Annotated in this window: 8 protein-coding genes; all 8 read left to right on the plus strand. The window is 34.9% G+C overall.

The features are described 5' to 3' along the window. The first annotated feature begins 2 nt into the window (after nt 1–2). The 8 genes from N1F78_RS11325 to N1F78_RS11360 all read left to right on the plus strand — a co-directional run bounded on the left by N1F78_RS11325 (nt 3) and on the right by N1F78_RS11360 (nt 15,284). Nucleotides 3–1,355 (plus strand): hypothetical protein, encoded by a 1,353-nt coding sequence (locus N1F78_RS11325; protein WP_406683274.1) that lies wholly within the window; start codon nt 3–5, stop codon nt 1,353–1,355. 35 nt (nt 1,356–1,390) lie between these two features. Next, the gene (locus N1F78_RS11330) at nt 1,391–2,758 is read left to right on the plus strand and encodes a hypothetical protein (protein WP_406683275.1); all 1,368 of its coding nucleotides are present in this window, start codon (nt 1,391–1,393) and stop codon (nt 2,756–2,758) included. 5 nt (nt 2,759–2,763) lie between these two features. Next, nucleotides 2,764–4,167, plus strand: a complete 1,404-nt coding sequence (locus N1F78_RS11335) for a hypothetical protein (RefSeq protein ID WP_406683276.1) — start codon at nt 2,764–2,766, stop codon at nt 4,165–4,167. Between the two features lie 40 nt (nt 4,168–4,207). Further along, on the plus strand, nt 4,208–5,662 hold the full coding sequence (locus N1F78_RS11340; protein ID WP_406683277.1) for a sulfatase: 1,455 nt from the start codon (nt 4,208–4,210) through the stop codon (nt 5,660–5,662). A gap of 77 nt (nt 5,663–5,739) precedes the next feature. After that, nucleotides 5,740–7,227 (plus strand): sulfatase-like hydrolase/transferase, encoded by a 1,488-nt coding sequence (locus N1F78_RS11345; RefSeq protein WP_406683278.1) that lies wholly within the window; start codon nt 5,740–5,742, stop codon nt 7,225–7,227. A gap of 219 nt (nt 7,228–7,446) precedes the next feature. Next, nucleotides 7,447–10,032: a carbohydrate-binding protein gene (locus tag N1F78_RS11350; RefSeq protein ID WP_406683279.1), complete on the plus strand. Its 2,586-nt coding sequence runs from the start codon at nt 7,447–7,449 to the stop codon at nt 10,030–10,032. An 8-nt stretch (nt 10,033–10,040) separates the two neighbouring features. Next, entirely contained in the window at nt 10,041–12,647 is a 2,607-nt protein-coding gene (locus tag N1F78_RS11355) for a carbohydrate-binding protein (protein ID WP_406683280.1), read from the plus strand. Between the two features lie 12 nt (nt 12,648–12,659). After that, nucleotides 12,660–15,284: a T9SS type A sorting domain-containing protein gene (locus tag N1F78_RS11360; protein ID WP_406683281.1), complete on the plus strand. Its 2,625-nt coding sequence runs from the start codon at nt 12,660–12,662 to the stop codon at nt 15,282–15,284. Nucleotides 15,285–15,295 lie beyond the last annotated feature (11 nt).

The following is a 15,295-nucleotide window of genomic DNA, read 5'->3' on the forward strand; positions in this document are numbered from 1 at the left end:
TAATGAAAACAATATTACGAACATTATTATTTGGGGTTCTATTCCTAAGTCAAATTGTTTATGCCAAAGAAATAAAAATAAACTCTTTAAAATCATTGGCTAAATATGCAGCCGAAAGTGGTAATCAAATAGTTATGGAACCTGGAATCTATAGATTAATAGATTATTTCAATTTAGATTCTATAAATGCTCATCGTATCCGCAAAGAGTTTCAGTATATCACATTTACTGGAAGCAACAATACCTTCAATTTAAATGGTGTTGAAATTGAGTTAGATACAGAGATTAGAACTCAACTAAACCCACCTATACATTCAGATGAATTTTTAGTAACAGGTTCAAACAATACTTTTCTTGGGCTAACTATAAGATGTATTGGAGAAGGAACATCAAAAGGAGGAACGGTGCTTCAGGTGGCTGGTGAATCAAATATTCTTAAACAAATAACCTTGCACGTAGCAGGTTCTTATCCGTATGGTTATGGTGATTTATTTGGTAAAGGAAAACAAAAAGAAACCACTGTAAAACATAGAAAACATAGTGGGCTTTTGGTTACAGGTAACGACACTAAACTTTACGGATGTAAGGTGTATAACCGTTCTTTTGGGCACTGTTTTTTTATTCAGCAACATCCTAAAAATGTGTATTTCGAGGGGTGTTACGCTGAAGGTGAAGTGCGTTCAACCGACGATATTTTGGCAGAAACATCGGGACCAGCATATGATGTAGAATTTAAAACTTGGACTCAAAATCGTGATGGAGAATATGTAGTTACTCCTGGTTACATGAAATCTCTTTGCGAAGATGGATTTAGAACTTATGGAAAATGTGAAAATATCAGCTTTAAAAATTGTACGGCTAAAAATACCAGAGGTGGATTTGAACTTCGTTTTAACAAAGCACATGTAGAAAATTGTACAACTATTGGAACTGAAAGAGCTTATTGGATTGGAGATAACACCAAATTAATCAATTGTAAAGGGGATGCTAATTACGGACCCTTATTGTTTGTAGAAGGTGATAATACAGAGGTTGAGTTATTTGTCAGTCCAGATGAATCAGATAGATTGGTACATTCTTTAATTACTGTTTTAGGAAAAAATAATACAGTAGTTCTAAAAACAGAAAACGAAAAAAAGAGAACAAAAGACCTTCCTATTTTGATTGGCTATACACCCCCTATGCACGGAGAATCTATGTCTCCATATAGTGAAGCAGAGGTAGTAGGACTTCATTTAAAGAATGAAACAGGAATGCCAATATCTATTGGGGAGATGGCAATAAATTGTAGTATTGAAACCAATGGAAAGATTCTTGAAAATAAAGGAAGAAATAACCAAATAGTAGAAAAGTAAATAAAATCAAACTTATAAAAGTTTAAAAAATTAGTATGAAAAAACAAGTGGTCAAAGTATTTGCTTTCCTCTTTCTGAGCGGTACAATTCAGGCAAAAGAAATAAAAATAAATTCCCTAAATGATTTGGCTAAATATGCTTCTCAAAGTAATAACACAATTATTATGGAGTCTGGGATTTATAAAATGGAAGATTACCTTACACCTGATGTAATTCACAATATAAAACCAGATGGAGTTAACAGATATGCCATGATTAACTTTAGTGGAAACAATAATACTTTTGACCTTACAGGAGTTCTTATACAAGTTAATACAAAACTGTTAAGCGTATTTAAAGCTCGTGTAAGTGAGTTTTATGTTTCAGGAAATAACGTTCATATTAAAGGTTTGACAGTTAATGATATAGGTGATTATCCAACCTTTAAAGGAGGGCATTCTTTTACAGTAGCAGGAGATTATGCTAAAATAGAGAAAGTGACATTGAATGTTAGTGGTTCTTCTCCGTATGGTTATGGTGACTTATTAGGGAAAGGTAAGGGTGCGTTGGTTCCTTTAAGGAAACACAGTGGTATGTGCATTGAAGGTTTAAACGATACAATTGTTGACTGTTCAATTTACTCTAAAGCTTTTGGACATTGTTTTTTTGTACAAGGAGGACGAAATGTACTTTTCGAAAATTGTTATGCCGAAGGTGTAACAAGAACAACAGATGAGATGCTTTCAGAAACATCTGGACCTGCTTTTGATGTGAATTTTGCTTCAGTTTATAAAAATTATGAAGGAGAAAATAAAATCACACCTGGTTACACAAAGTCTTTAAATGAATGTGGTTTTCGTATGTACGGAAAAGGAGGTGTAAACGGAATTAAAACAGGAGCCGTAACAGCTGTTAACTGTAAAGCAAAAAATACCCGTATTGGTTTTGCTTTCGCTAAAATCACAGACGATGTTTTAATTAAAAACTGTGAAGCTATAGGTTGTGAGGTAGGATACAATGTTGGAGGGATTACAGTTGAAAATAGCCGAGGAGATGCCGTAAACGGCCCGCTGTTGCATGTAAATAAAGGTACAGTTACTAATGTGGAATTGGCTTTGATTCCTACGGAATCTAAAACCACAGTGCATGCATTGGCTTGTATTGCTGGTAATAATCATAAAATTACCATAAAAAAATGGAAAAATAAGACACAGAATCAAGTACTCCCAATAAAAATTGGAACAACACGTCCGCCTGCTAATAATGGTTTTTCCCCTTTAGGGATGACATCTTCCTTAGGTGTAATTTTAAATAATTTTACAGGAATGCCTGTGGAATTGAATTCGGAGACAATTTCATGTGAAATTACTACCAATGGAGAAGTTCTAAATTATGGAAACAATAATAAAATAATTAATAAATAGAGTAAATGAAAAATAGAGTAACCAAAATTCTTTTGATTTTAACCATTTGTATTACAAGTTCGGTTTTTTCTCAAATCACAGTGAATTCTTTAAGTGAATTAATGCCATATCTTGATGATAACAATGTTAGTGTTAAACTAAAGCCAGGGGCATATTCCATAACAGCAGAAGATGTTGCTAATGGCCTTTATAGAAAGGAAGTAAAGTTAAAAAATCTCAGTAAAGTTCTATTACTCTTTGAAGGAAATAATAGCACATACGATTTTACTGGTGTTACCTTAAATATTGATACAAAAGTTTTACAAGCCTATGGTAAAATTCAAGTTCATGAATTGCAAATAATTGGAAACAACAATGTTCTTAAAAACCTAACCATGGTAGATAACGGATCTGTTCATGATGCCCCTAGTAGAAGAGCTACAAATATTGTAATGGATGGAAGTCATAACAGAATTGAAGGTTTTCATGTAACAACTAAGGGGTCCTTTCCTTATGGTTATGGAGATGCTTTTGGTAAAGGAGGAAAAACAGTTATTAAGCATAGAAAACATAGTGCTTGCCTAATTAGGGGAGAGTCAAATCATTTAAAAGATTCTAAATTTATACATAAAAGTTATGGTCATTGCATTTTTATGCAAGGAGCGAATAATCCCATAATTGAAGGTTGTAATGTTATTGGGGAAGTTCGTAAAACAGATGATATGCTTAAGGAAACCTCAGGGCCAGCTTATGATGTTGGTTTTATGACGGTATGGGGATATAAACTTCCAAAGGGGTATATGTTAAGCACTGGAGAAGCTGGTATTAGAGCTTATAATGGTGGTGAGACTATAATAGACGGAAAAGAATTTAGAAGAGGTACTTCAAATCCAACTGTTTTAAATTGTACCATTAAATATATGAGAACTGGAGTAACCATTGCTCATGCAACTGGAAAAAAATATGTTGAAGGATGTAAAGCTATTGCCTGTGAAAATGGGTTTTCACTGGGCTCGGGTGAAGCAGTTAATTGTAGCGCAGATTGTGTTTTTGGCCCAGTATATTCTACTACTTATGAGAGAGATAAAAATTATAATGCTGAAATTACCATTTTACCACCAAGTGAGCCTTATTGCAATGGATCAGGCTCTGTTGCTTACATTGGAGGGAGCGAACATAAAATCACGTTTCATGGTACTGATGAAGTTGTAGAAAAAGGTTTGGTAATAAAAGTTGGTGGTCAGAAAGGAAATATTCGCCTTTTATATGGAAATTTTCCCCATCAAAACGATTTTGAGGGATCAAATTTTAAATTAAATAATTTCTCAAATTATCCGGTTAAATTATCTAATAAAAGTTTTGGAGTAAAAGTGAAGTCTTCTGGAAAAGTTACCGATTTAGGTAATAGTAATAAGGTGACTAAAATATGATTTTGATTAAAAATTGGTTAATAACAAATAATCTGTAATAATGCCTATCGTCAATAAATTTGTTTTAGTTGTGTTTTTAAGTTTAATGTTTTCTTGTAAAGAAAATAAAAATTCAAAATCACCTAAAAATGTACTGCTTATATGTATTGACGATTTACGTCCAGAGTTAAATTCATTTGGTGCCAATTATATAAAGTCACCAAATATTGATGAATTAGCTTCAAGAGGGCGTGCATTTCTAAAGCATTATGTGAATTCTCCCAGTTGCGGACCATCACGTTTTACTTTGCTAACGGGGCAATATGGCACTCAATATAGAAGACATCATAATCAACAATTATTTTCAAGAGCAAAAGCGTTAAATGAAAACCAAGACATTATGTCTTTTAGTATGCCCGCTTGGTTTCGCAAGAATGGTTACACTACAGTATCAGTTGGTAAAGTGTCTCACCACCCAGGAGGAAGAGGAGGTGAACTTTGGAATAGTGATTCTATACCTGAAATGCCTGAAGCCTGGGATAAACATTTAATGCCAGTTGGTGATTGGCAACACCCTAAAGGAGCCATGCATGGGTTAGCTCATGGAAAAATAAGAACCCCTAACCAAAGAAAGGTCGTTGAGGCAATTGATGGTGGAGATGAAATTTATCCTGATGGATTAATTGTTCATGAAGGTATTAAACAATTGGAAGAATTGGCAGCTAAGGATAAACCGTTTTTTTTAGCAATAGGCCTAATTAAACCTCACCTACCATTTGGTGCTCCAAAAAAGTATTTAGATTTATATGAAAACACAGAAATACCTTCAGTTCCTCATCCCGAAAAACCATCTGAAAACTCATCTTGGAGTGGTTCTGGTGAGTTTATGAATTATGATAGGGGAGGCAGAGATCCGAGAAATGATAAAGATTTTGCTATGGAAATTAAAAAGTATTACGCAGCATGTGTGAGTTATGCCGACAAGCATGTTGGAGATATACTTTCTAAACTAAAGGAAACGGGTGCAGATAAAAACACCATAGTTGTTTTATGGGGTGATCATGGTTGGCATTTAGGAGAACATGCAGTATGGGGCAAGCATACACTTTATGAAGAATCTTTACATGCGCCCTTAATAATTTATGACCCTGAGATAATTAAAAAGGGAGAGAAAACAAATGCTATGGTGGAAACTATAGATGTATTTCCAACGCTATGCGATTTAATTAATCAGCCTAAGCCGGACTATTTGCATGGTTCTTCTCTTTTACCAATTATAAAAGATGTTAATGCAGAAGGACACCCAGTGGCGGGTTATTTTTCAACGAGTTCTACTATTCGAACAGATAGGCATAGATTAACTGTTAACGGAAATGGGCTTGTTGAACTTTATGATCATGAATCGAAAGAAAAAGAAACAAAAAATATAGCAAAAGAAAACCCTGATTTGGTAACAGAATTGAGAGGACTACTTCAAGATAAACTAGGAGAGTTTGCTTTTGATTGGGACCCCTAAAAGTAACTCAAAATAAAATGATAAAAGCATAAATAAATTATAGTATAAATAGAAACATAAAATATCCAATTCCAACAATGAAAAACTTAAAAATCAATTCAAAAAAGTTTGCTGTAATACTGATTCTTTTACTGGTATTATCTGGTTGTAAAGAAAAACCAAAGGAAGAGAAAGAAAGTAAACGTCCAAATTTTCTATTCGTTTTGGTGGATGATCAATCACCTTTCGATTTACAAACCTATGATTCCAATTCTATTTTAGAAACCCCAACCATAAGTAAGTTGGCAGAAGAAGGTATTGTATTTGATCAAGCACGCCACATGGGGTCTATGAATGGAGCGGTTTGCACACCCTCTCGCCATATGATTATGAGCGGTAAAACCTTATGGCATTTACCACCTAGTGCAGAATTTCAAAAGCAAACAGATCCTCATGAAATAGACCAACAAACCATTGGTGCAGTATTTAACAGAGCAGGATATAAAACCATGCGTACCTGTAAAAAAGGAAATTCTTATCCAGGTGCTAACAAACAGTTTAGCATTGTAAAAGATGCTACAAAACGGGGTGGAACAGAAGAAACTGGTAGTGCTTGGCATTCTAAACAAGTTTTAAGTTATTTGAATGAAAGAGAGCAGGTTAAAGAAAAGGACCCTTTCTTTATTTATTTTGGGTTTTCTCACCCACATGATAAACGTGATGGAACACCGGAATTGTTAGAAAAATATGGAGCGGTAAATCATAAAGATAAAAATTCAATACCTGAACTAAATGATAAACAACCACAGTTACCTCCAAATTATTTAGAAGAACATCCTTTCCATCATGGGCATCCAGATTTAAGAGATGAGGTAAGAGTAAGTGGTGTTTGGAAAAATAGAGATGAAAACACGATTAGAAATGAATTAGGTAGAGAGTTTGCTTGTTCAGAAAATATAGATATTCAGTTAAATAAGGTTTTAAATAAATTGGAGGCTATGGGCGAATTAGATAATACTTATATTATTTACACTGCAGACCATGGAATGGCTATTGGGCGTCATGGTTTACAAGGAAAACAAAATCTTTATGAGCATACTTGGCGTGTCCCATTTATAATAAAAGGCCCTAATTTGCCTGCTGGAAAACGTGTTGATGGTAATATTTATTTATTAGATATATTACCAACATTATGTGATTTAGCCGGTATTGAGGCTCCTAAAACAGTTGAAGGAAAAAGCTTTGTTCCAGTTTTAAATGGAGAACAAGAGGCGGTTAGAGATGTTATGTACGGCGTTTATTGTGGTGGTACAAAACCAGGTATGCGAACTGTTAAAAAGGGAGATTGGAAGCTTATTAAATATGATGTGTTGGATGGTAAGGTGAGGGAAACACAACTTTTCAATTTAGCTAAAAATCCAAATGAGTATATAGATGAACATGAAAAAGAAGACGAAATGCAAACTAATTTAGCAAATAATCCTAAGTATTCACAAAAGTTAGCTGAGATGGAAACTCTGCTGTTAGAGCAAATGAAATTACATGAAGATCCTTACCGTTTATGGGATCAACCTCAAGTAAACTAATTAAAAATTTTTCAATTTTAATAAATGCGGTGTTCATTATTATGAACATCGCATTTTTTTTGATTCATATCTTATTTCTTGGGTGTTCTATGAGTATATGGGTAATAAGTTAATATATGGGTAATAAGTGTAATACATAGTATCATAGTTTACAAAGACGATTGGTTTTTTGAGATAGTTTTACTTCCATAAACTAAACTAAAAAAAATTGTTTTAATTATGAGTGACAATAAGAAGAGATTCTTCACTCTTTTCATAGTGCTGGTTGCATCAGTAAGTATGGTGCAGGGGCAATTCATACACCCCGGAGTTTCGCACAATCAATCAGATCTAGATAGAATGAAGTATATGGTGGAAGCTAAGATTGACCCTTGGTATTCATCTTATGTAGAGTTTGCCTCACATGCAAAATCAAGTTATAATTATACAGTTCAAGGAAGCTCATTAAATACAGTTGGAGATAAAGGTAAAGTAACTTCAGATGGTAGAGCAGCATATCAAAATGCACTAATGTGGTGTTTAACAGGTGACACAAGGCATGCAGAAAAAGCAATTGAGATTTTTAACGCATGGGTTAATATTACAAATGTCTCCGATTTTTGTTTAAATGCGGGTAAGATATATATGATGCTTGAAGGAGCTGAACTGATAAAAAGTACTTATTCTGGTTGGAGTATGGAGGATCGCGAGGCTTTTGAAGACATGTTAGTTTATCCTGGGTATTCAAATATGGCGGTGCCTTTGGCATTATCAAGCCAAAACGATTCTTATTATTGGAGAATCTATAATGGGGATAGGTTTAGAGCTGGAAATCAAGAACTGGCAGGTTTGAGAGCAATGTTGGCTATGGGCATATTTTTAGATAACGAAATCATGTATGACCGTGCCTTAAGGTATTTTAAGGGCATGCCTCATAGAAGTGATGATTTACCTTATGAACCTGGTCCAAATATTAGAACTGGAATGGAATATGAAGATCAATTTATGATTCGTTATAATGTCACGTATGGAGATGCACAAGAAGATTATGGTTATGATGGGCAATTGGTAAATTATATTTATGAGAACGGGCAATGTCAAGAAAGTTCAAGAGATCAAAATCATAGTTTTGTTGGAATAGGAGAATGTGCAACCATGGCAAAAATAGCATGGAATCAAGGAGATGATGTGTTTAGTTTTGCAGATGATAGAATTTTACTAGGTGCAGAATTTACTTTGCGTTATAATGTTTCATGGGATGTTTCATATCCAGATCAACCAGAGCCTTGGGAGCCTACTGCAGAATCAGGTGAGTTCATTCAAAAGTTGAATAGGACAGGGCGTATATTTCATAAATCTATTAGTCCATACTATGGAGATGGAGTGACTGATCGGTTTACACGTGGTAGTTTTGAAGAACATGCTTACTATGAATTGTTGTTGGGGCATTATATTGATAAGGGGTTCAAAAGTGAAAATGATGCCCTCTGGACAAAAAGAGCTCGTGATATAAAAGTACAATTGAATGGTGCTTTTGAAGGTACTGGATTTGCAAATGCTTCAACAGGATGGGGTGGATTGTCATATAGATTACCTACAGGTTGTATGGGAGATGCAGTTGTTGGATTCTCAGAAAATTTGCCTGTTTTTTCTGTACCTAGTGTAGTTGGCGTCATTGAATCAGAAAATTTTGATTATTCACCAGTAGGTGGAGAAGGTAGAATATACCATGATACCTCTTCTACAAACGATGGAGTAGAGTATAGAATTGATGAAGGAGTAGATATAAAAGTATGTTCAGAAGGAGGGTATGCAGTAACTAATATAGAAGATGGGGAGTGGTTAACATATACAGTAAATGTGCCATCAACAGGTACCTATGACATAAATATTAGATATGCCTCATCGAATTCAAACGGAAAAATTAAATTTAATTTTGGTGGTGTAGATGTTACGTCAGATGTTACGGTTCCTCACGGAGGATCTAATTCCATAGGATTGACTGATTGGAAGGATTTTGAGGTGGCAAGCGAAGTAAGATTAGAAAAAGGGGTTCAAGCAATGAAAGTATTGTTTAGTGGTGCAGCTAATACATTCGAATTAAATAATATTGCATTATCCTTAGTGGAAGAAGAACCAGATCCGATAAATTTAGCTTTTGCTCATGGAACAGCCACACAATCTACTAATAGACCAAGTGATGGTTTTGCTCCAAATGCTATAGATGGTAATACCAGTGGGGTATGGAATCAGGGCTCTGTTACACATACAAGTGCAAATGCTTCATTAGACCCAGAGCCATGGTGGCAAGTAGATTTAGGGGCTAATTATAATATTGAAACTATAAAAGTGTTTAACAGAACTGATTGTTGTAGCGCTAGGCTCAATAATTTTACTGTTGAAGTAATTGATGCGGAAGGCTCTATTACTTTTACTCAATTTTTTGCCACGGCACCCTCTAATGTGTTTACTATAGATTTAGGTAAAGTAGTAGGACGTATCGTTAGAATATCAAAAACATCATCTACAGCACTTTCTCTGGCGGAAGTCGAAGTGTATGGTGTTGACGCTGTATTATCAAATTCAAAACCTGAATTATCTAACAAAATAGAGCTTTACCCTAACCCAGTTAATAATGCTTTTACGGTAAGAAATGGTATGGATTCAAAAATTACTATTTATAGTATACTAGGTAGAAAAGTCTTAACAACAGATATTAAGCAAAATAAGCAAATTGTAGATGTTAGCCACCTAAACACCGGTATTTATATTGTAAGGGTAAACAATAATGGTGTAGTTACCACAAAGAAAATTGTAAAGAATTAATTAGAGGTATGAAAAGTTTGGGGATCTATAAAATAATATTTTTTGTCTTACTCGGAAATGTGTTACATGCTCAGTTTGTGCACCCAGGATTATCTCATAAATTATCCGATTTAGATAGAATGAAATATCAGGTTGAGGCTAAAATAGAGCCTTGGTATTCTTCTTATCAGGACATGTGTTCAAAATCCACGGCAAGTTATGATTATGTTGTTCAAGGTAACACTAGTCTTACAGAAGTTTATAGAGATGCACCAAGAACAAACAAAAATATTTTTGAGGCTGATAGTAGAGCAGCTTATTATAATGCCCTTCGGTGGTATATAGAAGGAGATGTAAGACATGCTGAAAAGGCTGTGGAATGTTTAAATGCTTGGACAGGATTAACTTATGTACAACATAATGGTACTGCTGCATTAACCTCAAATATGATAATTATTATGCTTGAGGCTGCAGAACTTATAAAAAGTACCTATTCTGGTTGGTCAGCATCCGAGATTCAGGATTTTAAAGATATGTTGGTTTACCCGGGTTATTCAGATACTACAATTCTACCAAATGAAAATATTCAAGGAACATGGTATTGGAGGTCTTATAAATTTGACCCAGTTCGAGCTGGCAATCAAGAATTATGTGGTATTAGAACCACTATGGCTCTTGGTATTTTTTTAGATAACGAAAAAATTTATGATCGTGCCAAAAGGTATATAACTAAATTACCAGGACGAGTTGATGATATTCCGTTTCCTACAGGACCCCATATTCGAGGTTCGGAAATTAACAGAAATGAATACAGGATTTCATACAATATGACCGTTCAAACTACAGAAAAGGATTTTTATGGTAATGGAGCATTAACAAATTATGTTTATGAAAATGGTCAATGTCAAGAAAGTGCTCGAGACCAAGGTCATACATCATTTGGTTTAGGTTTATTATGTTCCATAGGTGAAATTGCTTGGAATCAAGGTTTTGATCTTTGGGGTAATACAGATAGCAGAATTTTATTAGGTTTAGAATATTCCTTAAAGTATAATGTGTCCTATGTGCAATCATATCCTGATCAATTGATACCTTGGGAACCAACAGTGGCGTCAGGTGAATTTGTACAACGCGATGATGCAACCTTGAGAACACATGCTTTATCAATTTGTCCGGTTATAGATAATGATCCAACTCGATTAACCAGAGGGACCTTTTATGCTGAAGATACATGGGAACTGCCTATAGCCCATTATGTTGGTAGAGGACTTAAAACTCCAGAAGAAGCCAAATGGACCATTCGTGCTAGAGATTTTAGTATACTAGAAAATGGTAGATATGAAACGGGGCCTTCAGGTGGAGCTTATGTTGGATATGGCGGGTTGTCATTTAGAAGACCAGAGGGTTGCAATGGAGATCCTATAAGTGGGTTTAATGTTGATGGAATTCCAAATTATGCCATGAATGAATTACCTATGACCATTGAGGCAGAGAATTACGATTATTTTGTATTAGATGGACAAGGCAGAACTTATAACGATTCATCTACTAGTAATACCGGAGGGGAATATAGGGTTGATGAAGGTGTTGATTTAAAAGTTTGCTCAGAGGGTGGTTATAATGTTACAGGTATAGCAGATGGCGAATGGCTAACCTATACAGTTAATGTACCTGCCGATGGTACTTACGATATTGGGATACGCTATGCGTCTTTGAATTCAAACGGAAAAATTAAATTTAATTTTGGAGGTGAAGACATAACTTCAGAAGTCACTGTGCCTTTTGGCGCTCCAAACTCAACAGGATTAACAGATTGGCAAGGCTTTGATGTAGCTAAAGAAGTTCGTTTAACACAAGGCGTACAAGCTATGAAAGTTGAATTTAGTGGTGCAACTAATGTATTCGAATTAAATAATATTACGATATCATTGGTAGAGGCGGATCCAGACCCCATAAACCTGGCAGTTTTACATGGAACAGCGTCACAATCTATAGCCTCAGACCCTTGTCCTTATGGTGGGTGTGCAGAATTGGCAATAGATGGTAATACAGATGGCAATTTCAATAATGGCTCAGTATCACATTCAGATCATAATGTTAACCCAAAATGGTGGAAAGTAGATTTAGGAAATAATTATAATATAGAAACCATAGATATTTATAACAGAACAGGTTATGAAAACAGGTTAAATGATATAACTATAGAGGTTATTGACTCTGAGGGGAATGTGAATTTCTCACAATTCTATGCAGGTTATCCAAATCCAACTGCAAGTATATCAACTGGTGGGGTTGTTGGTCAAGTAGTTAGAATATCCAAAACAACAAATTATGGTATTACTCTGGCTGAGGTTGAAGTATATGGTGTAAACTCAGTAGTAACATTATCAAATACTGATTTTAAATTTAATAATAAAATAAAGCTTTTCCCTAACCCAGTTGGTAATTCACTAAATATTATTAACGCAAGTGGCTCAAAAGTAATTGTTTATAATGTATTAGGAAAGCAGGTTTTACAAAATAGCATCGAAAAAAATAAGCAATTAATAGATGTTAGTCATTTAAAATCAGGGCTTTATTTCGTGAAAATTTGTGATAGTCAAGGTTCTTTTACCAAAAAGATACTTAAGAAATAAATTAGTTTAAGCATGAAATTAAAATTACTATTAAGGTTAAAAATCAATAAAAAGATATTAGTTCCGGCCACTTTATTTTTTCTTGTAGTTAACTCGCTTAATGCACAGTTGATACATCCAGGTATATCACATTCATTATCAGATCTAGAAAGAATGAAAGCCATGATAGAAGCTGGTGAAGAACCTTGGGCCTCTGAATTTGCTTCATTTAGTTCGTCTTCTTTAGCGTCCTGTGATTATGAAATTAAAGGTGATGGACGTACAGAATTAACGGCTATGGGAGAGTTTGGAACAGATGGTTATGCAGCTTACTACAATGCTTTGATGTGGTTTATTACAGGTGATGAATGTCATGCTCAAAAAGCTGTTGAGATTTTTAACAGTTGGACAAATCTGAAAAGGGTACCCAATACATTTGCTTTATCAAATGGTCGTTATGTATGGAAAATGTGTGAAGGTGCTGAGATTATTAAGCATACTTATAGCGGGTGGTCAGTGGTAGATCAACAAGCTTTTGGTGATATGCTGGTATATCCTGGTTGGTCTGGAACTACAGTGCCTACAGCTGCCATTGCGAGTAGAGATGTTTCTTTTTATTGGAATCTTTATCAGGGTGACCCAGTTCGTTATGGAAATCAGGGTTTGTTTGGATTCAGATCTTTAATGGCAATGGGGATTTTTCTTGATAATGAGATTATCTACGATAGAGTTTTACGTTATATACAGGGGCTTCCTCATAGGGCAGATGATTTACCTTATCCGTCCGGTCCACCAAATATTAATGCTAGTAGTACTTATAATAATTGTGAGTTTATAGAGGAACGAAATACGGGTGGATTAAGAACTTCTATCGAAGATTTTGGTTATAATGAGGTGATGAGTAATTATATATATGAGAATGGGCAATGTCAGGAGTCTTCCAGAGATCAGGTGCATTCAGCTGTAGGGATTCATATTATGAATTGTTTAGCAGAAATGGCCTGGAATCAAGGAGATGACTTGTATGGTCATCTTGATAACCGTTTGTTAAAGGGTATTGAGTTTTTTATGAGATATAATGTTGGGGCAACTCAATTCACTTCATATGGTTATCCAGATTGGAATCCAACAGTAGCTTCCGGAGAGTATATTGAAACCTATGACCGTAGTGGACGTTTTTTAGCAAAAAAAATTAACCCACATGTAGTTTGTGATACGGAAAGGTATAGTCGGGGAAACGATTTACTGGATCCCTTTTATGAATTACCTCTTGGGCATTATAGAGATCGTTTAAAATTACCTGAGAATAATTTCCAGTGGACATTGGCAGGTCAGGGAATCTTTCAGGATCAAATAGGTTTTGAAGGTATAGTTTCTCATAATGAATATCATGGATGGGGTGGCTTTAAATTTCATAGAGTAAGCCCAGGTGATCCCATAAGTGGATTTGACGCTAATGGACTTCCTGTATTTAAAATGAACGATTTATCTATAGCAATTGAAGCCGAGAATTACGATTATTTTGTGTTAGACGGTCAAGATAGAGCCTATAATGATACCTCATTAACTAATGAAGGTGGTGCATATAGAACCGATGAAGGTGTTGATTTAAAAGTAAGTAGTGAAGGTGGATACTGTGTTACAAATATTGAAGATGGCGAATGGTTAACCTATACCGTGAATGTGCCTGCAAACGGAACTTATAACATAGATATCCGCTATGCTTCGGTAAATGCCAATGGGAATATCAAATTTAATTTTGATGAAACGGATGTAACCTCAGAAGTTACCGTGCCATTTGGAGGGTTAAACTCAACAGGATTAACTGATTGGAAGGATTTCGAAGTTACTAGTGAAGTTCGTTTAACAAAAGGCGCGCAAGCCATGAAAGTACTGTTTAGTGGGGCAAACAATGCATTTGAACTTAATAACATAACCGTAACCTTGGTAGAAGCAGATCCAGATCCTATAAATTTGGCAATTGCTCATGGGGTAGCAACGCAATCTACAGATAGACCTAGTGATGGTTTTGCTCATGAAGCTATAGATGGAGACACCAATGGATTATGGAGTGGTGGTTCTGTAACACATACAGGGGGAAATGCTACTTTAGATCCAGAACCATGGTGGCAGGTAGATTTAGGAAATAATTATAATGTAGAAACTATAAAAATTTATAATAGAACAGATGGCTGTTGTGCAGGGAGATTAAACAATTTTACTGTAGAAGTTATAGATAGTGAAGGTGATGTAACTTTTAGTCAATTCTTCGCCACAGCTCCTAGTAATATATTTACTGTTACCACAGGAGATGTTGTTGGTCGTGTAATTAGAATATCAAAAACCTCTTCTACAGCATTAGCATTAGCCGAAGTTGAGGTTTATGGTGTGGATCAGGTGGTTACATTATCGAATGATCAATTTGAGTTGAAAAACACAGTTAAACTATATCCAAATCCTGTAAGTAACGTCCTTAACATAGCAAATGCACAAGGTTCAAAAGTATCTATTTATAATATTTTAGGTAAGGAAGTTTTAATAACAGAATTAAGGAAAAACAAAGCAACTCTTGATATCAATAATTTAAAAGCTGGGGTTTATTTTGTTAAAATAGGCAATGGTAATAATTATACAACCAAAAAGATAATTAAAAAGTAATGGTATTTAAA

This window comes from Seonamhaeicola sp. MEBiC01930, from assembly GCF_045277075.1.
In the GTDB taxonomy this organism is placed as follows: domain Bacteria; phylum Bacteroidota; class Bacteroidia; order Flavobacteriales; family Flavobacteriaceae; genus Seonamhaeicola.

Bases quoted from the DNA above. Each gene is read 5' to 3' on its own strand.
- N1F78_RS11325 (WP_406683274.1), top strand. From the start codon at position 3: ATGAAAACAATATTACGAACATTATTATTTGGGGTTCTATTCCTAAGT.
- N1F78_RS11330 (WP_406683275.1), top strand. From the start codon at position 1,391: ATGAAAAAACAAGTGGTCAAAGTATTTGCTTTCCTCTTTCTGAGCGGT.
- N1F78_RS11335 (WP_406683276.1), top strand. From the start codon at position 2,764: ATGAAAAATAGAGTAACCAAAATTCTTTTGATTTTAACCATTTGTATT.
- N1F78_RS11340 (WP_406683277.1), top strand. From the start codon at position 4,208: ATGCCTATCGTCAATAAATTTGTTTTAGTTGTGTTTTTAAGTTTAATG.
- N1F78_RS11345 (WP_406683278.1), top strand. From the start codon at position 5,740: ATGAAAAACTTAAAAATCAATTCAAAAAAGTTTGCTGTAATACTGATT.
- N1F78_RS11350 (WP_406683279.1), top strand. From the start codon at position 7,447: ATGAGTGACAATAAGAAGAGATTCTTCACTCTTTTCATAGTGCTGGTT.
- N1F78_RS11355 (WP_406683280.1), top strand. From the start codon at position 10,041: ATGAAAAGTTTGGGGATCTATAAAATAATATTTTTTGTCTTACTCGGA.
- N1F78_RS11360 (WP_406683281.1), top strand. From the start codon at position 12,660: ATGAAATTAAAATTACTATTAAGGTTAAAAATCAATAAAAAGATATTA.